The sequence below is a fragment of the Blautia marasmi genome (genome assembly GCF_900258535.1).
GTDB lineage: Bacteria > Bacillota > Clostridia > Lachnospirales > Lachnospiraceae > Blautia > Blautia hominis.
Genome location: NZ_OIWX01000001.1, coordinates 5,640,111 through 5,661,556 on the forward strand (window position 1 = coordinate 5,640,111; position 21,446 = coordinate 5,661,556).

At 49.5% G+C, this 21,446-nt stretch carries 14 protein-coding genes; all 14 read right to left on the bottom strand.

Annotated elements, in window-relative coordinates; genetic code table 11:
- Nucleotides 1–53 precede the first annotated feature (53 nt).
- The 14 genes from C6P39_RS24900 to C6P39_RS24965 all read right to left on the bottom strand — a co-directional run bounded on the left by C6P39_RS24900 (nt 54) and on the right by C6P39_RS24965 (nt 21,349).
- Nucleotides 54–302 carry an acyl carrier protein gene (locus tag C6P39_RS24900; RefSeq protein WP_065541522.1) on the bottom strand — a complete coding sequence of 83 codons (249 nt, stop codon included), beginning with the start codon at nt 300–302 and terminating at the stop codon, nt 54–56.
- Nucleotides 302–1,951: an AMP-binding protein gene (locus C6P39_RS24905; protein WP_104805548.1), complete on the bottom strand. Its 1,650-nt coding sequence runs from the start codon at nt 1,949–1,951 to the stop codon at nt 302–304. Before C6P39_RS24905 ends, C6P39_RS24900 begins: the two co-directional genes overlap by 1 nt.
- Entirely contained in the window at nt 1,948–3,462 is a 1,515-nt protein-coding gene (locus tag C6P39_RS24910) for an HD domain-containing response regulator (protein WP_095172824.1), read from the bottom strand. The genes C6P39_RS24905 and C6P39_RS24910 overlap by 4 nt, the downstream gene beginning before the upstream one ends.
- A 27-nt stretch (nt 3,463–3,489) precedes the next feature.
- Nucleotides 3,490–5,310, bottom strand: coding sequence for a histidine kinase N-terminal 7TM domain-containing protein (locus C6P39_RS24915; RefSeq protein ID WP_104805549.1), 1,821 nt, complete (start codon nt 5,308–5,310; stop codon nt 3,490–3,492).
- Between the two features lie 20 nt (nt 5,311–5,330).
- A complete protein-coding gene (locus C6P39_RS24920) occupies nt 5,331–12,677 on the bottom strand; it encodes a non-ribosomal peptide synthetase (RefSeq protein ID WP_104805550.1) in 7,347 nt (2,448 codons plus the stop codon).
- A gap of 142 nt (nt 12,678–12,819) precedes the next feature.
- Nucleotides 12,820–13,599 carry an arginase family protein gene (locus tag C6P39_RS24925; protein WP_095172821.1) on the bottom strand — a complete coding sequence of 260 codons (780 nt, stop codon included), beginning with the start codon at nt 13,597–13,599 and terminating at the stop codon, nt 12,820–12,822.
- 311 nt (nt 13,600–13,910) lie between these two features.
- Nucleotides 13,911–14,363, bottom strand: coding sequence for an Hsp20/alpha crystallin family protein (locus C6P39_RS24930; RefSeq protein WP_095172820.1), 453 nt, complete (start codon nt 14,361–14,363; stop codon nt 13,911–13,913).
- 256 nt (nt 14,364–14,619) lie between these two features.
- A complete protein-coding gene (locus tag C6P39_RS24935) occupies nt 14,620–15,924 on the bottom strand; it encodes a 4Fe-4S dicluster domain-containing protein (RefSeq protein ID WP_104805551.1) in 1,305 nt (434 codons plus the stop codon).
- 10 nt (nt 15,925–15,934) lie between these two features.
- Complete coding sequence (locus C6P39_RS24940; protein ID WP_095172818.1) at nt 15,935–16,453, bottom strand: nitroreductase family protein; 519 nt, start codon at nt 16,451–16,453, stop codon at nt 15,935–15,937.
- 67 nt (nt 16,454–16,520) lie between these two features.
- Entirely contained in the window at nt 16,521–17,756 is a 1,236-nt protein-coding gene (locus C6P39_RS24945; RefSeq protein WP_095172817.1) for a D-alanyl-D-alanine carboxypeptidase family protein, read from the bottom strand.
- 208 nt (nt 17,757–17,964) lie between these two features.
- Nucleotides 17,965–19,200: an MFS transporter gene (locus C6P39_RS24950; protein WP_104805552.1), complete on the bottom strand. Its 1,236-nt coding sequence runs from the start codon at nt 19,198–19,200 to the stop codon at nt 17,965–17,967.
- Between the two features lie 15 nt (nt 19,201–19,215).
- Nucleotides 19,216–20,004 (bottom strand): zinc dependent phospholipase C family protein, encoded by a 789-nt coding sequence (locus C6P39_RS24955; protein WP_104805553.1) that lies wholly within the window; start codon nt 20,002–20,004, stop codon nt 19,216–19,218.
- A 15-nt stretch (nt 20,005–20,019) separates the two neighbouring features.
- Nucleotides 20,020–20,589 carry an SMC-Scp complex subunit ScpB gene (gene scpB / locus C6P39_RS24960; RefSeq protein WP_018597613.1) on the bottom strand — a complete coding sequence of 190 codons (570 nt, stop codon included), beginning with the start codon at nt 20,587–20,589 and terminating at the stop codon, nt 20,020–20,022.
- Entirely contained in the window at nt 20,579–21,349 is a 771-nt protein-coding gene (locus tag C6P39_RS24965; protein ID WP_095172814.1) for a segregation and condensation protein A, read from the bottom strand. The genes scpB and C6P39_RS24965 overlap by 11 nt, the downstream gene beginning before the upstream one ends.
- Between the last annotated feature and the right edge of the window lie 97 nt (nt 21,350–21,446).

Consider the following 21,446-nt stretch of genomic DNA (forward strand, 5'->3'; position numbering starts at 1 on the left):
CGGTTTTCACTTTTAACAGTTTACCATAATTCCGAAGATTTTACACCTGTTTTTTACAGACTGTACGGCAGCGCCTTTTTCTGCATGTATTCTATCACATCCCGCACCTGGGACAGTTTCCACACATCCCGCACGGGAATCTCCACCTGAAATCTGTCCTCAAAGGCACATACAAGATTTGCCACATCCAAAGAATTCAGTGCCAGATCCCTGATAAAATCTGTATCGGGGGTCAGTTCGCTGATTCCGGTCACCTGATAAACCAGTTCTTCAATCACAGACAGGAAATCTTCCCCGCGCATTAAAAACGCCCCCTTCTTATTTTTTGGATAGATGTCTTTTTAAATTCCGCTTCCGTCATGCGGATAAGCTGGATCCTTTTATGGAACGGCAGCTTTTTATTCAGCTCATAAATCTCCTCCTGAATCCGCTCCAGCACTTCATAAGAAGTCATCCCTTTTGTCTTTTGCGGATCCGCGTAAATGACAGCGGAGAGTTTCACATCATCCGCCGTCTGCCCGTTGCTGGCACCATATACCATCACTTCTCTGACAAGGGGAATCTGTGCGATAAGTTCCTCCAGTTCCTCCGGCACCACTTTCTTCCCGCTGCTGAATACCACCAGATTTTTCTTTCTCCCTGTGAGATAGAGAAACCCTTTCCTGTCCCTGTATCCCAAATCCCCGGTGCAGAACCAGCCCTCCGAAAAAGCTTTTTCTGTCTCCTCCTGGGCTTTATAATATCCCTTAAAAACAGAGGGGCCCTTTACCAGGATCTCCCCGTCCTGAATCTTAACACGTGTTCCCGGCAGCAAGTTCCCCACGGAATTTTCCCGGTACCTGCGGTTTCGGTTCACGCAGATCAGTGGTCCGCACTCCGTGACACCGTAACCCTGGAGCACATTGATCCCATAACACCTAAACTCCCGGGCCAGCCGCTCATTTAGCTGGGCGCCTCCGCAGATAATAAGAAAAAGAGAGTCTCCGAGAACCCGGGTCATAGCACGGTGTGTGAAAGGACTGCAGGACAAATGGTACCGTTTCCGGCTCTCGTATCTCTTCAGCGCCTTTTTTGCTTCCTCCCGCATACCGTCCCGGGTCTGCTCCAGCCGGATGCTCCGGATCAGGGATTCCATCATCATAGGTACCAAAAGTATCATCTCAGGAGAAAACAGGCGCAGATCCCGCATCCAGTTTTTCACTCTTCCATTCAGCCCCAGATGCTGTCCCTGTGTCAGTACATTCAGGGCGCCGCACACCAGGGAATAGGCATGGTAGAGGGGCAGGCAGGTATATGCCTTTGTTCCTGTCTCCACCAGCGCCTGGGCATGACAGGCATTATACATGATATTGCCATGGCTCAACATAACTGGTTTTGGGGCGCTTATAGTCCCGGATGTGTAAATAATGGCAGCCGTCTGCTCTTTTTGCACTTGATCCATCACCAGATCCAGCTCTTTTTCCCTGTCCTTAAGCGCTCTGTATCCATCCGAAAGCAGAGCCGGAAGGCTGCGCGCATCGTGGTTATCCCACAGATAGAGTACCGGGCAGCACCGGGTATTTTGGAACAGAAATTCATATTCCCTGGAAACAGCCGCCATGCAGGAGTCTCCAAAACGGATACACTGCCAAATCTTCTCATCCTGCTGCTCCACATCCACAGGTATGGCTGCCGCCCCGATGGCACTGCAGGCCAAAAACATCAAAAGCCACTCATAACTGTTTTCGCCCACAATAGCCAGATGTTTTCCTGCCATCCCCATATCCAGAAGGACAAGGGCAAGCGCCTTGGCATCCCTTACAAGCATCCGGTATGTATGGCAGTGCTCCTTTCCCTCCCCGTCATAGACGGAAACTGCCGGCCTGTCTCCAAACCGTGCCTCAGCCTCCTGCAGAAATTCCCCAACTGTGTCATATGTATATATGTTATTCAAAGGATAATCCAGTCTCATGTCTCCTCCAGTTCTCCCAGCTCCCCACGCTCTATCAGTCCCAGAAAAACATCTACCAGTCTTTCGTCAAACTGCGTGCCTCTCCCGGCCGCAAGCTCTTCCATTGCTTTTGAAAGAGAGAGACGTTTTCTGTAATGGCGGTCAGACATCATGGCATCAAACGCATCGGCAATGGAAATCATTCTTGCCTCCAGAGGGATCTGTTCCCCCAAGAGCCCGTCAGGATATCCCCCGCCATCCACCCGTTCATGATGTGCCCGCACAATCCCCCCAAGATTGTGGAACATATCAATACAGGAGAGGATCTTCTCCCCGATTTCAGGATGTCTCCGGATCACCGCAAATTCTTCCTCCGTCAGCTTGTCATCTTTGCAAAGAATGGCATCAGATACCCCCACCTTTCCAATATCATGCAGCAGTCCGGCACACCTGACACATTCTTTCTGTGATTCTTCCATTCCGGTCCTTTCTGCTATCTTTTCCGCATACATGGAAACCCGGTCCGAGTGTCCCCGTGTATAGTCGTCCTTGGCATCCACCAGCAGACGGAGGGCCTCCACAGTCTGCATATAACTTTCCTTCAGCCTGTCATATGTAAGACTCAGCTTTCTGTTGTTAATATGCAGCAGCATGTGGAGAATCGTATTGTGGAGCGCTGTGGTGACCTGTTCCCCATAGACCGCCAGCAGCCGCTGCTGCACATCGGGATAAGAGGAATCCCTGCCAATCCCCAGAATTCCGAGAAAAATATCCCGGTTCGCCTTGAGCGGCACCAGAAAAAGGCCGTCAAACTCCAGGATCTCGCCGTCACTGCCTGCCTTTTCCACCGTATTTTTCAAAAGAGGATAATCCTCACAGAGAAACTGCTCCAGCTCCTTATGGTACTTTCCGTTTCCCTGAAAGATATCATCCGGCAGTTTTTCCACGGGCATGGATGAGATCAGCGCTTTTGGCTTGATCCAGGCAAATCCGTGCTCATTGTCCCCCAGATTCAGCGCCTGTTCCAGGATCCTGCCAAGCACCACATCCAGGGACAAGAGCTGGTGTATACTGGGAATGGAACCTAAGATAGAACCCAGCCCATCCTGGTAACGGTAAACCGTGCGCATCTGCCTGATAGATTTGACACAGCTTTCCACCAATAGTTCCAACTGGTCAAAACGGTCGCTTTTCTCAAAATACCCCTGAATATCCAGTTCCCTGATCGTGTTCAGGGGCGGCGCCACTTCTCTGTGTCCGGTGAGCATGATCACAAAGATCCTGGTATCAAACGCTCTTAAACGGGCCACCACCTCATCTCCACAGATGGGGTACATAATAAAATCCAGTAAAAGAATATCATAAGATTTGTTTTTCATCTTCTCCAATGCGGCCAGCGGATCATTTTCCGTTTCCACAGTATAGCCGGAAGATTCAAAATAGGAATACAGCGCGTCCGTAATATTCTTGTCGTCATCCAGAACCAGCATGGTGAAGCCGTTTTTCTGCTGTCCTGCCTTGTTTTTTCGCATACCTTCACCTCAAATAATCTTTTTCTTTTAACTTTGCAGGGGGAGTTCCACGTAGAAGGCGGCTCCGCCCTCTGGCCGATTCTCAGCCCACATCCTGCCACTGAACTTACCCCGGATCAGGCCTGCGGAACTATATAGTCCCAGGCCGGTTCCCATTGCCCCTTTTGTGGTTACCATGGAGTGAAACAGCCGGTCCATAACCTCCGGCGCGATCCCCGGTCCGCTGTCCTTCACTGCAATCAGAATATTTCCGTTTTGTTTTTTGGCACAGAGGGTGATCTCCCCGCCCTCTCCCTTCACGGCATCCATGGCATTCTCCACCAGGTTATTGACCACCTGGACCAGATTGTTGATATCCCCCTTCAACACTGCATCCCCGGGCAGTTTGTTCTCCATAGACAGCACACACCGGTTCTTCGCCAGACTGTGTTTCATCAGCAGAAACACTCTTCGGAACACCTCATCCACTGAAAACTCCACAATGTTGTTGGTATTCATATTCGTAGCCAGTCCTTTCACTGTGGTGATAATATCAGACATATAGGCACAGCTCTCCCTGATCTTCCCCAGCCACTCTCTCATATCTTCTGCAATTTCTCTATGGTCTTCTACGGTCACTTCCTCATCCCCCAGACTGGCCGTATACTCATCCACCAGCCGCTCTAAAGATTCCGCACTGCCTGAGACAGACATGATGGGAGTTTTCAGATTGTGGGAGATCCCTCCGATCATCTGTCCCAGAGACGCCAGACGCTCCCGCTCCATCTCCTGGCTCAGTTTCTGCTGCTGCTGCTTTATCTCCTCCTTCACCCGCGTCACATCCTTGAAAAGAGCCACAACTCCCATCATTCTCCGCTTCCCGAACACAGGTGTCAGCTCCACGGAGTAATAGATCTTCCTTTCCTCTTTGATCACAGCCTGTTCATATGTGATCACACTCACGGTCTGCCTGCAGATATCAAAAAAGCTTAAAAGATTGTAGATTACATCTCTTTTCTGCTCATCCAGGATTTCCACCTGACTGTCCAGATACGCATTGTTTTTCATTCCGTAACTCTCACCAAAGGCCTCCCGAAAGGCGTCATTCATATTGATGATCTGACTTTCCGAAGATATGATCACATAACCGTCTGAAATATTGTCAATGATATTCTGAAGGGCGATCGGTTTAATATTAAGAAAATTAAGGTAGTAAATAGCGATCCCATGGCAGATAATGGTAAACATAAATGCAATAGGCGTAGCCGCAATAGACAGATCCACAATTTTCAAGGTTGCCAGAAGGTTGACTCCCACCGGCACGATCAACCCCCAGGCAAATAAAACAGACTGCCACACAGCACCTTTATTTCTCATTCTAATGCCATTCCTGAGAGCCAGCACAATAGACAGGATACAGTAAATATAATATTGGCTGCCTGACAGAATAAATAGAGGCCCGAATTTTACCTCCGAAGCGTAAATTGAAAACTGCCGGTAGAACAGATGATGCCATGGATTGGTAAACACAATGACAGATGTGGCCACCGGCAGAATATAAAGAAAATAAAACATCCTCGGGAGGCTCTCATAATTATAGATAAACGCCACCGTCAGAAGCAGTACTGTAACCACCATCAGCGCACAGGCTGAACAAGTGACGGCATCCAGTACAGTAAGTGCCCCGATACTGCCGTCAGCACCTCCCAGGATCCCGGCTATCGCCAGAAGCCAGATAAGCAGAAAAGCTGACGCCGCTACATAGAGGCGCTGCAGAAGCGGCAGCCGACCCTTTCTCAGACAACTGTAAAGAAAGAAAATCAGGATCGTGACTGCCACGTCCACCATATGTGTCATGATACGTTCCATAAAATCTCCCTGCTTTCCTCTCAGCTTTTAAAACAACGTACTGCCTGGTATAAATCTGTTTTCTCCCAATCAAACTGCATACGTTTTAATTCACATACAGTCCTTCTTGCATCCACATATATGGTGGTTCTCTGCAGCCTGCCGGAAAAATAAGCCTCTGCTGCCGCCTGGATATATGGGGAGCCGCCCAAAGCCGCCTGCGTCCTCAGACGGTCTTCAAAAACTTGTTCGGAGACGCATTCCACCCCTCCACATTCCTCAAAAAGAGCAGCCAATGACACCTGGTCCGGGTTTGCCATATGCCAGGAGCCTCCCGGCTGTCCCATGAGCCTTAGGATTGCCTGGGCACACTGGTCAACCGGTGTGATCTCCAGAAGTATCTGATGAAACGTTTCCGGCATCAGCTTCAGTTCCAGGACGCCTTTCACAAGGCGGTAAAATGCGTTCGTCTCCGGATTGATCTGGAACACACCGTCGCTTTTTCTGCCAACGAGACGTCCCACTCGGAAAATACCGGCTCTCAGTCCCCTGTCCATGGCCCGGCAGACACAAGCCTCCGCCAGGATCTTACTCCTAACATACGGATTTTCTTCCCAATTCTGCCCCATATCCAAATCCCGCTCAGAAAATACCGCGGAGAGTTCCGGCGCTTTCTTTAAAAATTCTCCCGCCACACTGACGGTTGAGATATGGATAAACAGCGCATCCGCCTTCTCTGCCAGAGAAAGCATATGCTCCGTCCCTTCCAGGTTCGTCAAAAGCAGTTCCTCCATGGGCGCATAATGACGGACATCCGCTGCCGCGTGAATCACCGTGTCTATGGTATCCTTCAGATCCTCATAGACTGCTCCTTTAAGGCCCAGATCCGGAAGGGTGATATCTCCCTCCAGTATCCTGGTCTGTCTTCTTATTCTGTCCGCGCAGTTCTTTCCAAAATAGAAAGCAAGTGCCTGATCCAGCCTGGCATCTCCGCCCTTTCTTAACAGACAATATATGGTTTTCTGCCCGTCCGCTGCCAGTTCCCGCAGAAGATGCGCACCAAGATAGCCGGTGGCCCCTGTCAGCAGCAGATTGCTGCCTGTCTCCGCCTTTATTGAAAGACTGCAGACATACCTCGGGAGACGATCTTCTGCTTCCCGCTGACATGCTCCCTCATTGCCGGCAGATATATAAGTTTCTTTTTTTCCGATCATCTGTATCTGTTCCCAAAGCGCAGGGTGCCGGTAAAAATCATTAAGTGAAAAATCCCAGTGCTGGCTGTAATAGTGACTCAGCACTACAATGGCAGTCAGCGAGGTTCCGCCCTGCACAAAAAAGCTCTTCTCCATATCCGGCTCTTTTCCCAGGACTTCACGCCAGATATCCTTAGGCGTAAGGTCTGCCCCGGACGGCTCTTGCCTTGATGGCCTTTCCTGCTCCTCCTTACCCGTTACAGGCGTCACGGCCGTCTGAAGCGCCTGCCGCTCCAACACTTTCCTGTCCACTTTTCCGCTGGATGTGCGGGGCATCTGCGCTATGGTCTTTACTTGAGCCGGTACCATATACTCAGGAAGTTTCTGCGCCAGGTATTTTCTCACATTCTCTTCCGAAAAATCCCCTTTCGGCACAGCAAAAGCACAGAGGGAGAGTACCGTATCCTCCCGTTTAACAGGTACTACCACCGCCTCTTTTGCAAGACCCGACTGCAGGATCTGGGCCTCTATCTCCTCCGGTTCCATTCTGTGCCCATTAAGTTTTAACTGGGCATCCACTCTCCCAAGGCACTGCCAGGTTCCGTCGGCCCGAAGCCGTCCCAAATCTCCTGTTTTGTACATCCGCTCTCCCGGAAAGAAAGGGTCCGGTAAAAATGCCTGTTCTGTAAGATCATCTCTGTTGATGTACCCCTTCGCAAGACATTCGCCCGCTATGTAGATCTCACCTATCCCTGTTGGCATTACCTGCCGCATCTCCTTATCCAGCAGATAATAACGGCAGTTGCCGATGGGTTTTCCTATATGGATGGCATTATCGTCTGTAATGTCTCCCTGGCAATTATAAACGGATGTCTCTGTAGGGCCGTATATATTAAAAATCCTGGCATTTGTCAGCGCCCTGATTCTCTCTTTTTGCGCCAAAGTCCACGGTTCCCCCATGAGGATCAGCACTTCCACCTGTCCGAGAACCTCTGCAAAGGAAGCATCATGCAGACACATCTGTATCCTGGAAGGTGTGAGCTGAAGCACTGACGCGCCGTCCCGCCTTATTCGCTCCGCCATTTTCCAGGGGAGCAGCATTTCCTCCTCGTCTGCAACACTGACACGCCTGCCCCGCGCAAGAGCCAGAAGAGTTTCAATTGTGAATACATCAAAAACACAGTTGGAAGCACAGAGCACACAGCTGTTCTCCTTTCCCAGGATCACATCTGCATGCGCAGCCAGGTTGGAGACTGCCTTGTGCACCATCATTACCCCTTTGGGCTGCCCGGTCGTCCCGGAAGTATAGATAACATTCAGTACATCCCCATTGTCTCGTCCCTTTACAGGAAGTTTTTCCTTATCCCCGTCAAAGACAGGGGACAATGCCGGACAGGGTATCTCCTCCGGCAGCCGGATCCCTTCACTGCACAGAAGCAGCTTTACCCCGGCATTCTCCAGCATATAGCAGATGCGTTGTGAAGGGAGTTCCGGGTCCAAAGGAAGATAAACCGCACCGGCTTTTAAGATTCCCAGCATAACTGCCGGCATATCTCCATCCCGCCGCAAAAGAAACGCCACCCGGTCTTTCGGCCGGATATCTCTGCTTATGAGAAAAGCCGCCAGTCCATCTGATCTCTCTTTTAATTCTCCGAATGTATAGGTCTTTCCCTCCCCCCAGCACACAGCCGTGCGGGATGGATAAAGGCGTGCCTGCCTGTCGATCATCTGGTCAATAAAGGTACCGTCATAAGGCATTCTCACATAATTCGGCTCCTCTAAAAGGCGGATCCTGTCCCCCGGCTCCAGCAGACTTAAATTTCCGATCTCCCGGTGGGGCAGTTCAAGAATCTGCCTTAAAATTTCCAAATAGCAGCGGCTGTAAAATTCAATGGTCTCACGGTCAAAAAGGGCCTTTGCATATTCAAAACAGAAACGGCTTTCCTCTTCACTTTGTACCACTTCAAGATGGAGGTCCATCTTCACGGATACCTCTTCCATCTGCACCATAGACAGCTTTGCATTTCCCAAAGGCAGATTTTTCGTCTGTGCCGCAGTCAGGGAAAAGAGTACCTGGTACAAGGGATTTTTGTCCCTGTTGTGCTCGGCATCCGACATGGCCACGATATCTTCAAGGGGTGTATCCTGATTGTCTAACATCTCCAGGACCCGCTCCCGCACCCGTTGCAGGTACTCCAGATAATTTTTCTTCCTCTCCGGCTCCAAAAAGACGGGAAGCGTATTCACAAACACACCTGTCACCCTGCTCAAGTCTCCGTGCCGCCTGCCGGAAACGGGTGTTCCCACCACAATTTTTTCCTGCCCGCACACACCAAAAAGCAGTATGCCGAATGCAGACAAAAGCAGCATGTAAGGTGTCACCTGCTGCTGGGCGCAGAATTTGCGTCCTGCTTCCTCCATCTCTTTTGGCATATGGAAATAATATCTGGCCCCCCGCCCGTCAAACACACCGGGGCGTGTCCTGTCTGTCGGAAGACAAAGTTCCTCCCTGTTCCCGGAAAGTTTTGTTCTCCAGTAATCTTCCTGCCGCTTCTGCAGTTTGGCCGGTCTATTCTCCACCCACCAGGCATAATCCCTGTATGTAGTATCCGGCATCTCTGTTTCCTCCTGCAGGCATGCTCTGTGCAGCCTCTCAAAAACAAGCTGACTGCTCATGCCATCGGATATAATATGGTGAATGTCCAAAAGCAGGTATTTGTTCTCCCCATCCGTAAAAAGTCCCGCCCGCATAAGCGGGGGCCTTTCTAACTGAAAAGGCCGGATAAATCTGCCTGCCGCTTCCTCTATATCACTGCCGGACACTTCCTCCAGTTCAAAATCCACCCGGCTGTGAACACGGGCCTGTACGCCGGAACCAATAATTTCAAATCCTGTGCGGAAAGTTTCATCTTCACGGATGATCTTGTGAAACGCGCGGATAAGTGTGTCTCTCTCCAAATTCCCCTTGACAAGAAAGATTCCGGGCATATGGTATCCTGTTTTTGTCTCATCCGTCTGTTCCAGCACGTAGAAGCTTCTCTGGGCGGCTGTCAGCGGATAAGTATCTCCATCAGGGGCCTTCGGTATCTCTGTGTGGAAAGCGGACGCATCCGCCTCTCTGCCCCGCAGCAGATTCGCAAATCGCCGCACCGTACGGCAGGCATACAGGCTGGTCAGCTCAGGAAGAACAGAAAATTCTCTCTCCACTTCTGTAAGCATAGCCACCGCATTCAGAGAATCTCCGCCATTTAAAAAATAGTCAGAGTGGATACTCAAATCCGGCTGCTGCAGAGACCTTCTCCATATACTCAGCAGCTTACGCTCCAGCTCATCAGCAGGCGCCTCCCTGACATCCGGTACAGACGGTTTGGGGAGCATTTTATGATCCACTTTTCCGTTGGCAGTGATCGGTATCTCCTCCAGCCGGACTGCCATGGCGGGCACCTGGTATCTTGGAAGGTAGATTGCCGCATAAGAAAGAAGTTCCTCACCGTCAAGCCCCTCTTTTGACGTATAATATGCCACCAGAAGATTATCAAAGGCTTTCACAGCAGCCATATCCACTTTTGGATGTGAAACCAGTTTTTCTTCTATCTCCGCAGGTTCCATTCTATGTCCCAGGATCTTCAACTGGCCGTCTTTTCTGCCTGTAAATATAATCTCTCCGTCCTGTGTCCAGTATCCCATATCCCCGGTCCGATACAGGCGCTCCCCCGGAATATAGGGATCTCCCACAAATTTCTTCCGCGTCAGCTCCTCATCCCCGTGATATCCCCGAGCCAGGCAGTCTCCCCCAATATAAAGTTCACCTGCTGCACCCACGGGAAGGGGGCGCATGGATTCATCCAGTATATATATCCGGCAGTTGCCGAGAGGCTTTCCAATGGAGATCATTTCATTTCCCGTGACCGCACTGTGGCTCACCGCCACAGCTGCTTCAGAGGGACCATACTGATTGTATAACTGCACGGAGGAACAGAACCGCAGAGCATGATAAAGCTCCGGCGGCATATTCTCCCCACCGCACACAATGCACTCTATATGGGACAAAGCCTTTCCAAACCCCGGATCCTTCAGATATTCCAGCAGCCTGGAGGGGGTCAGGGCCATAAATCCGGCATCATACCCATGGATCAGCTCCGCCAGCCTTGCCGGCACATTACATGCCGCCTCCTCAGCCATCACAACGGTCCTGCCATTCAGCAGTGCACTGATACTCTCCAGCAAAAAAGCGTCAAAGCCAACATTACAGATGGACAGCACTGCCCCCTTTGGATAGAGCGGCGCCATAATAGCTGCCAGATTCAGTACACTGTGCTGTTCCACCTCCACAGCTTTTGGATTTCCCGTACTTCCGGATGTATAGACGAGATAAGCCAGGTCATCCGGTCCCGCACAAACGCAAGCAGCACTCGGCCCCTTTAACAGCTCTTCCTCCGTGAAAACCGGTATAGCGGAACCGGCGTTCTCTGCTGTCCTGTCTGAGATCACAAGAGCTGCGTGGCTGCCCTCCAGCAGTTCACGGATGCGCGCTGCCGGCTGGCTGCAGTCTATGAGCAGCCAGGCATTTCCTGAAAATGCCACAGCAGCCATAACAACCAGAAGCCTGTCGCTGCGTTCCATCAGGACGGCTATATTTTTTCCGCCTTCAGAACAATAATGCGCTATGTTTCCTGCCAGTGCGTCTGCTTCTTTTACGAGTCTCTCATAAGTAAGCCTCTTATTTCGGAATATGACCGCTGCCCTCTTCGGGTTCATAACAGCCTGTTCCCGCAGGAGTTCTGCTATATTCTGCTTCTTTGGGTACCAGGTGTCTGTCTGGTTGAAATCAAAAATAAGACGTTCTTCTTCCTCCTCACTGATGACAGAGAGCTCTTTTATGGGGGTATCCGGATGCAGCAGCGCACTGTGCAGAATGTCCACCAGGTGCTGATGCAGAGTCATGATCTCACGTTCGGAAAAAAGCTGTGTCTGGTAATCGTAATCCACCTGAAACCGGTTATCCTCATCCCTGCTGCTCAGATGAATGCACAGAGGCTCCGCCTGGTAGCCGCTGTAGAGCCAGCGCCCTTCCAGAGTTACCTGTGCCCCCTGCAGATGATGGATCTGTCCATTCTGATAAGACAGCACAATCCCAAAGAGCTGGTCCGGTGCTGCCCCTTCATGATTTCCCGCTGCCAGTTTCTTTATCTCCTGGAACGGCATTCTCTGGTGATAGAGAAGCTGATACCAGTCTGTCTGCAGCTTTTCATTAAATTCCCGGAAGGATATGGACGCATCCAGCTCATTTACAAAAGGCAGGGTATTTACAAACATGCCGGCCATCTGTTTCTCCTTGAAATTCAGGCGGTTGATGGTGGGCACGCCGATACAGAATCTCTCCTGCCCTTTGATCCTGCGCAGATAAATAGCCAAAGCCATATAAAATACCGCAAAGGGAGACACTTTCTTTTCCCTGCAGAAACCTGCGATCATACGGTTCATACGATTGGAGACTGCAAAAGACCTTCGGATCCCCACAGGACTCACCTGTGCATAGGGGTGCTCTTTTGCTTCTGCCGGATGGATATCCTTTAACATAGCCTTCCAATATTCCTTGTCACGGGCAAAGCTTTTTGAGGCTAGATATCTGTTCTCCTGTTCAATATGCAGTGCATAGTCCGGCATAGGCTCTTTAAGCGGCGCCTCACCCCTTAACATGCGGAAATAGTTGTGGATGATCCTGTTGGTCACAACGGTCTGGGACCAGGCGTCCGCAATGATATGATGCACTTTCGTGAGGATTCCGCCGGTATTTTCCGCTCTCTTGAAAAGTATCATCTGACAAAGGGGGGAATCCAAAAGTGTAATGTGCTCCCGGGCTACGGACACATCCCAGATATCCGCACCTTTTTTATTCGTCCTGGAAAAATCCAGAAACGGAGCGTTCCCGGGAATATGCGGATCAATGTACTGGCAGGCCTTCCCCTCCCTCCGTGTGATCCTGGTACGCAGAACCGGATAGTCCTCATAGCAAAGCCGGATACATTCCTGCAGATACTCCACATGAAAATTACCGTCAATGCGCAGTACGGTACATATGGTATTGATTGGCGTACCCGGGTGGGCCATCTCCAGATTCCAGATATTTTGCTGGCTGTTTGACAATGGCAGAAATTCCCTGATGTCTTTTTTCTCTTGTGCTCTCTCTTCCATTCTTTCCCTTTTCCTCCGTATACATAATAAAACACCGGACCCGGACAGCCGGAATCCTTCTCCCCTTGGATACCCTTCCAATTTCTACAATTTTCGACATTTGCAATTTGGTTTTTATTATACAGTCATCCAATTCCCCATGTCAATCATTCTGATAAGAATTACTATTATTAGTAAAATTTACCAACACTTTAGCCATTACCTGTTGTAATCTTTTATTTGTCTGACTGTTTATGTGTAATTCCCTATTTTCACAGAAACCGCCTTCCGGTGGATTTTCACCGCAGATGTCTGCTCCGATACATTTCCTTGCGGCCGCGGCCTCCTCGATCCAGTCCGTGAGACAGTCCAGTTTCACCTCCCCCTGGTCCCAGTTCGTGGCTGCATCCTCACGGCAGAGAATGTCCTTGTCCACAGAAATGTATAAAGGCCAGGTTTCCTTCTCTAAAAACTCATAAAATTTCTCCATGCTTCCTTCCCCCAGCTCCTCCCCTGATATCCATGTTACCCGGTCTGCAGGGATATCCCTTTTAAGGTCCGCCTCTTTCGGACCTGCAATACACACACTTTTCAGCATAGGATTGGACAGCAGGGCCTCCCTCACCCAGCTCCCGCAGGACAAAAGCCCGAAAAACGCAGACTCCTGCATATCTGTATGATTATCAAAAAGAAGAAGGGAAAAGGGTGTGTCTATCATCTCCATCCAGAGTTTGCTCACATAGTGATAATTGCCGGAATCCAGAAAATGGATGCCATAAGGGCCGTACGTTTCCATTTTCCCCTTAATCTCCTGCTCTGCCTCACCGGTACAGTAGCAGTTCACACCTTCCGCCCTGGTAAGATCCATCATCTCATAAGATTCCTGTTTATAAAAATCCTCCTCCGGATACACGCCGGAAAAATTCATGATAACTGTTTTCATGTCTGGACATCTCCTGTTTTTTCTTTTACCATAGCACAGACGGGCAGAATTTGTAAACCGTACATGACTGTGAAGGCTCCCGGCTGTTACAACCGTGTTACTGTACACTCTGTGTCCAGTAACACGCTTCGCGATGCACAGATATGGAGCATTCTGCCCCATATCGCGCTGGCTGCCTCGGGATTTTCATGCTTCCGGCATGAAAACGCCTCCCGGTACAGTGGCCTGTGTACAGTAACACAACCGTACACCCAAAAGGACCGCCGCTTCCAAATGAAGCGGCGGCCCTTAAAGGAGGAGTAACAAAAAGCTTATCCTTCGATGGAGATATACTTGTTCTCTTCAACCTGTTTTCTGTCTTTCTTCGGTACGGTCAGGCGAAGGATCCCATCCTCAAATTTGGCGTTGATCTCATTCTGGGTGATACCCTCGCCCACATAGAAGCTCCTGGAACAGCTTCCCGCATAACGCTCTCTGCGGATATATTTTCCTTCCTTGTCCTCTTTGTCTTTGTCAAGAGATTTTGCTGCCTGTATGATAAGATATCCGTTCTCCAGTCTGGCAGATACGTTCTCTTTCTTGAAGCCCGGCAGGTCGATATCAACTTCGTAGGAATCTTCCGTCTCTTTTACATCGGTCTTCATAAGATTCTTCTCGTTCTTTCCATACAGAGGATTTTTTCTTCCGAAAAACTCTCTCTCAAAAGGAAAGTCCATCCATTCGTCAAACAAATCTTCTCCAAAAATACTGGGCATCATTCTCATAAGTCATTCTCCTTTCCATGTATATCAAGCAACGATTTGTTACATCTAACAGGGGATTCTTTCTTTTCCCTTGTTCTAATTGTAATATAGCACGTATTATTAGCAGTGTCAAGTATCGAGTGCTAATTTCACACTTTTTTCACATTTTCCTTTTGTTGTGCGACTTATCAAAAAAAGAACCCTCCGTTTCCATTTTCTGCACCTTATGCAGATCATGGAAACGAAAAGTTCCTTTTTCATTTCTAAGACCAGTCTTTTATTTTTTCTTCCTGCTCTTATTCACAGCACTGGACAGCAGTTTATCCAGATACACGGATTTGAACTGCTTGCTGGCCAAGGCCTGCTTCAACGGAGGAAGATTCAAAATGACACCAAACACGGCAGCCATAGCTCTGTGATTGGCAAAGGCCTGATTGTCAAAAATAAGATTCTGCAGGGTCCCTTTTTCAATGGCCTGCAGCACAAACCTGTGCGTACTGTTCACCGGGGTTATGACCTGTACCGGGCGCCGCTTTAGTTTCAGGGAACCGTTGGGGCATCTGGACGCGCACACCCCGCAGCCAAGGCAGATATCCGTATCCACCACAGGGCGTTTTTTCTTTTTCCCGCCCTCCCGGACTTCCTCCATGGAAATGGCAAAAATAGGACATGCTTTTTCGCATTTTCCGCATCCGATACAGGTCGTATCTTCCACCGACGGGATATAATTGGTCGTTGCAACAGGCTGCATGGGGGAAAATTTTCTGGCAGCCTGGAGGGCCTCGCAGCAGCATCCGCAGCAGTTGCAGATAAATGCCGGGTCCTCCCTGACATTCTCCCCGATCTGCACAAGTCCCGCGTCATAAGAACGCTCCAGAGCATCCATGGCTTCCTCCTTGGAGATGAGCCTGGCATGTCCGCCGTGCTCTGCCAGAGAGCGGGCCACATTGCCGAAAGTCAGGCATACATCCCAGGGAGCGTCAATCTCACAGGGATGTCCCGCGTGGAATGCCTTATGCCTGCAGTAGCAGGTGCCAAGGCCGATATACGCCGCCTCCTCCACAATGTGGCTGGCCCGCTCATGGTCCAGGATATGCAGCGTATTCTCCGTGGTGAGCACCGGTTCCTGAACGTAAACACGCCCAAGCTTCGTCTCTGTGGCATAGAAAAGGTCTTTGACAAAATCCTCCTCCACATTCATATACTGATAATATAGTTCACTTAAATATTTCTGGTCAATGTCACCCCTGGTCCGCATGAGCGCAAATTCAATGAATCCGGCCATGGGCGGCGGCATGACAAAACGGCGTACACCCCTGTATGTGGAGTCCACCAGCAGAGCCTTCTCACACAGATGGTCCAGCACTTTTTCCGCCTTTGCCTCCGTGGTCCCCCAGATACGTGCCGCTTTTTTCAGCGTAAAGGGACGTACCGGCAGGAGCGCCACCCACTTTGCCTCTTTCTCTGTGTAGAGTACCTGCAGGATCTTATAAAAAGTATCCGACGGCGGCGCTCCCTGGGTAAACCAATTGATTCTGTCTTCCAGATTTTTATATGCGTCTTTTGATGTGATATGTCCCATTCTTAATGTCCTATTCTACAAAATGTACCTCTCCTGTTTTTTTCACTTCCTTGTTCTCAGATGCCCCGGCATATCCAAGAGCAGCCATGCCGAATACCCTATGTGAACTTGGAATATCCCAGCTGCTTAATATCTCCCGCACTTCAGGCTCCTCGCAGAGATCGCGCATCTGGTTGATCCACACAGAACCAATGCCAAAGGAATGGGCTGCCAGAAATATATTTTCCAGGGCACAGGCATTATCCTCCATGGAATGCTGATTCTCCTTTTCATTGGACGGAATCACCAGAACCTGGGGGCTGTACATGTCATAGCCGTCTCTGCCAAGTTTCCTTCCGATCACCTCTGCCAGTTTCCGGATCTTATCTCTGTCCGTCACCACCGTAAATTTCCATGTCTGACGGTTCTGGCCGCTGGGTGCATAAAGACCTGCCTGCACAATCTGTTCCAGCTCTTCCTGAGGGATTTCCTTATTCTGAAATGCCCGGATACTTCTTCTCGTCAAAATATTTTCCATTACTGCATTCATGTTCTGATTCCTCCTTGTGTTTTTCTTTATTTTATCACAATATCAAAGATTGTAAAGTGTCCGCCTCTCAGCCTGCCGCACCGAAAGCCCATTTGTCCATGGTTTTTTCCAGACACCATGGAAAATCAATCTTTTTCACGGACTGCTTCACCTTCACAGGACAGGTGAGAAATGTCTGTCCTCCAACCCGGTAAGTGATGGTTCCCACCTGGGTTCCCGCTTTTACGGGCGCTTTCAGAGATTCTTTTCCCTCATACCCCACTTCTATTTCCTCATCCTGACGCATCAGCATCCCGAAATCCTTTGCCTTCTCCACCTCCAGATTGGTAAATGCCGTATTTCCCAGTGAAGCACTCTGCCCGTTTTTAACCGGTATGGCTGCCGGTATATGGGGCAGCTCTGCATCGGAAAAAGAGCGGTAGCTGTAATTCTCCAGACCGTAATTCATAAGTTTGGTAGTATCCTTCCACTTATAAGTTTTGTTATTAGGCCACCCACATGCAAGAAGGGCCACAATAAAGGTCTTGCCGTCCCTGGTAAGGGCTCCCACATAGCAGTATCCCGCATTTGCTGTAAACCCGGTCTTTCCGGTGAGCGCACCCTCCATCATATTCAGAAAAGCATTGTGGTTATTACAGGAAAAACTCCGCTTTCCGTCAACATCTGAAAAGCTGTAGGAGGCAGTTCTGGTCACATTGAGAAACTCTTCCCGACAGGGTGATTCCTTAATACAATACCGCATAATGCGTGCCAGGTCTGCCGCTGTGGTGGAGTGTACTTTCTGCTCCTCCCCCACAGTCACGGACGCGTCCAGCCCGTTGGGCGTAATGAAATAAGTGTCCTCACATCCAAGCTCCCCGGCCTTGGCGTTCATCATGTCTGCGAATCCCTCCACACTTCCTCCCAAATGCTCCGCGATCATCACCGCCGCATCGTTGTGGCTCTCCAGCATCAGGGAATAGAGAAGGTCCCCAAAGCGGAATGTCTCCCCTTCCGTCACCCCCAGATGCACCTTAGGCCTGGATGCCGCATAGGCGGATGCAGTCACAATATCCTCCGCATTCCCCTTCTCCAAAGCCAGAATACAGGTCATGATCTTGGTTGTACTGGCCATGGGCCTTTTCTCAAACCCGTTTTTTTCATACAGTATCCTGCCTGAGTCCGCATCCATAAGTACCGCTGAGGTGGCATACAGACTTCCAACATCCTGTCCATTTTCCCCTGCCCAGACGATATCTCTATGTCCCACGAAGCATCCTGTTATCACTGCGCATACCAAAATCCAGCTTATAATTTTTTTCATGCTTCCATCCCTGCACACAAAATTTCTTATACATTATATGCCTGTCCTCAGACAATTATAACAAAAAGTCCGGTTTAACGGGCTTCTGCATCAAAATAACAAGAAGCTGTAACAAAACAGTTTTTACCTGCTTTGTTACAGCTTCCTATCTTTTGTATCGCACACTGCACTCTATAGTCCGCCATGTGCTGATTGTCGGAATAGACTTTCAGGCCCGCCCCAACTTCTCTGTTTTTCCAAACAGGAAAAATCCGATGATAAACATCACTGCCAGCATTCCCACGCCTGTCCTTGAACTACCGCTTAACTGCGTGGAAATTCCCATCAGCATGGTTCCCATAAATGCCGCACCTTTGCCGAAGATATCATAGAATCCGAAATACTCGCTGGAATTTTCCTTTGGGATGATCCTGGCAAAGTAAGACCGGGACAGCGCCTGGATAGCCCCCTGGAATACAGCCACACAGACAGCCAGAAACCAGAATTCCCACGCCCGGTCAAGCTGAAGGGCAAACAGGGCGATGCCCAGATATCCCAAAATACAGACTTTGATCAGCTTCTCACTCTTAAACTTTGCCGAAAACTTTCCAAACAGCAAAGAGCAGGGGAACGCCACGATCTGGGTCAGCAAAAGTGCCAGAAGCAGATGGGTATCGTCAATCCCCACATCTTTTCCGTAGGAAGTCGCCAAATCAATGATCGTATAGACACCGTCAATATAGAAGAAAAAAGCAGCCAGAAAATAAAGAACCTTTTTGTCCTTGTTGATCTTAAAAAGAACATTTTTCAGTCTCACAAAGCTTTCCCTCACCGGGTTTTTCTTCACTTCCACCCAATGCTTCTGCTCATAGTTTTTCAGAAGCGGAATGGTTACTGCAAACCACCAGATGCCCGTGATCCCAAAAGAGATCATGGTGGCCGTGACAGCCGATATACCAAGCTTCTCAGCGAAAAGGATAAGAAGCAGGCAGGCGGTGAAAGGAATACAGCTTCCGATATATCCCCACGCATACCCGTGTGAGGATACCATGTCCATCCTCTCATCCGTTGTCACATCCGCAAGCATGGAGTCGTAAAAGATCAGGCTCATACTGTATGTGGTCTTGGCGATCACCAGGACTACCAGAAAAGCCAGCCACTCCTTTGGTATGGCAAGGGAAAGACATCCCAACACGCCGATCACAAAAAAGGAGGCAAACATAGGCTTCTTATACCCTTTTGTATCCGCCAGAGTTCCAAACACCGGCCCCATCAGTGCCACGAGAATCGTACAGACGGACAGGGCATAACTCAAATATGCGGTAGAATCCGCCAGGGAAATCCCTTCCGCTGTGGCAATATTTTTAAAATAGATCGGGATAATCGTGGTACACAGCATAACAAATGCTGAATTTCCCACATCATACAGCACCCACTGTTTTTCCAGTTTGCTTAATCCTCTCATATACCCCCCGTTTTCTCAGCCGAAATTCCTGCCGAAACGCTGTGACAGCCGCTCTTCCTTTACCATGCAGCTGTACAGATTGGTAAGTGCCTCCACAGCCTCATCTAATGCCTCGTCGTAGAGATGACGCAGCACATCTGTTGCCATGTCACATCTTCTGTCCGGTTTGGCCGGTATGATATGGCCGCCAAGTGTATCCCGGCATCCAAACAGCTTCATCATTCCCCAAAGCCCTTCTCTCTTCAGGCTGCAGTCACAGACAAGGGCGCCTGTATAGAATTTCATGCCCCTTAACGCTTTTGCCGCCTGTTTCACTGTAATCTTCCCAAAGGCCCTGCTTATGGTCCTGCAGCCTTCCAAAGTGGGACAGATATTTACTGCCGGCTTGTAGGTGAACGGGTCTTTTCCCTCACGCAGCATATAATAACGGTCAAGCTCAGATTCGATCTCTGCGTGTGAGGCACCTGTCTCCTTTTCAAACCGCCGCACATAGGGGTGGCAGGTACTGTCCAGAATGTAATGGCACCCAAACCCCAGCAGATAGGAAAGCATCTGCGCCGTGGGCTCCTCCTGGTACTTGACAACCGCCTGACAGAAAAACTCCGCCGCCTCTCTTTTGTGCACCTGATGTCCCAGTCCGCTCACCCGGTTCTTCACCAGGGGCTGATAATAAAACAAAATATCCGGACCGTGCAGGCCGGTTAAATACATACTTTTTGATTCCCTGATCGCCTCTTTTATCTCAGAAGGCAGCCTTTTATAAACTTCCTTGCCGAAAATGTCATGTGTGTAAGTTGTTGGCATGTCTCTTTCCCCCGTTTATACATCCAGCTTCAGCTGAATTTCTTCTTCTGCCTCTGCTTTGAAATCTTCGATCTGTACCGGATCCAGTTCCGGCAGTTCATCCAGCCCCTGCACCCCGAAGTTCCTTAAAAATTCCTCCGTAGTTCCAAAAAGAAGGGGCCTTCCCGGCGCGTCCAGACGTCCAACCTCCTGGACCAGATTATATTCCATCAGCTTGTTCACTGCATGGTCGGACTTGACACCGCGGATTTTCTCTATCTCAAGCTTCGTGACCGGCTGCTTATAGGCAATGATGGAGAGTGTTTCCAGCATAACATCTGTAAGCACCGCCTTTTTCGGCTGCAGTGCAAGCTTGACCAGATAGTCATAATACTCTTCCTTTGTACACATCTGATAAGCGTTCTCCAGCTCAATTATCTTGATCCCACGGTCTTTGGCATTATATTTCAGCATCATATTCCGAATGATCTTTCTGGTGGTTTCCGTATCATGTCCTATAGCCTTGGCAATGGCAGAAACTTCCACAGATTCTCCCATAGCAAACAAAAGCGCCTCAACAGCGCCCTCCAGATGTTCAATTTCCATACGGGTCCCCTTTCTTATCCTCCCTGCTCTCAATCTGAATATCATCGAAGATATGCTCCTGCCGGATAAAGATCTTTCCTGTCTTCATAAGCTCCAGAATAGCCAGAAATGTAACCACCACTTGGAATTTACTGGCCTGTTTTCCCAGAAGATCCCGGAAACTGAAACGACGGTGCCGTCTGGCATACTCCTCCACATCCGTCATTTTTTCCGGCAGGCTGACCTCCTCCTGCTCAATCTTGCCGAAAGTGCTTCGGATGGGGTCCTTCTTATCTTCCTGCCGCTTCAGCACATCCTGGAAAATTTTATGAAGACGGCCCAGTGTCAGTCCGCCAAGCAGCTCACTGGTATCCACCGGCTCCCTGTAATCCTCCACTTCCTTTGGAAGAGAGGGGAGCTTATAAATACTCTTTGCCGCTTCTGACATCCTGTCCCTGAGCTCATATGACATATACTTATACATCTTATACTCCAGAAGCTGGCGCACCAGTTCATCTCTGGGGTCCTCCTCCTCGCCGTCCTCATTGACTTCTTTCGGGAGGAGCATCCTGCACTTGATGGAGATAAGCGTTGCAGCCATAACCATAAATTCACTCATAATATTCAGGTCTTCCCGTTCCATCTGGTGAATGTATTCCATATACTGGTCTGTTATCTTCACAATGGGAATATCGTAAATATTCACTTTATTTTTCTCGATCAGGTGCAGAAGCAGATCCAAAGGTCCCTCAAACACCGGAAGCTTTACCGGAATTCCCATTTACTATCATCCTTTTCCTGCAGTTATTACACGGTCATACCGCTTACAGCATTTTACACTATTTTCAGGGAAAAGTCCAGAATATTCCTTGCCTGCC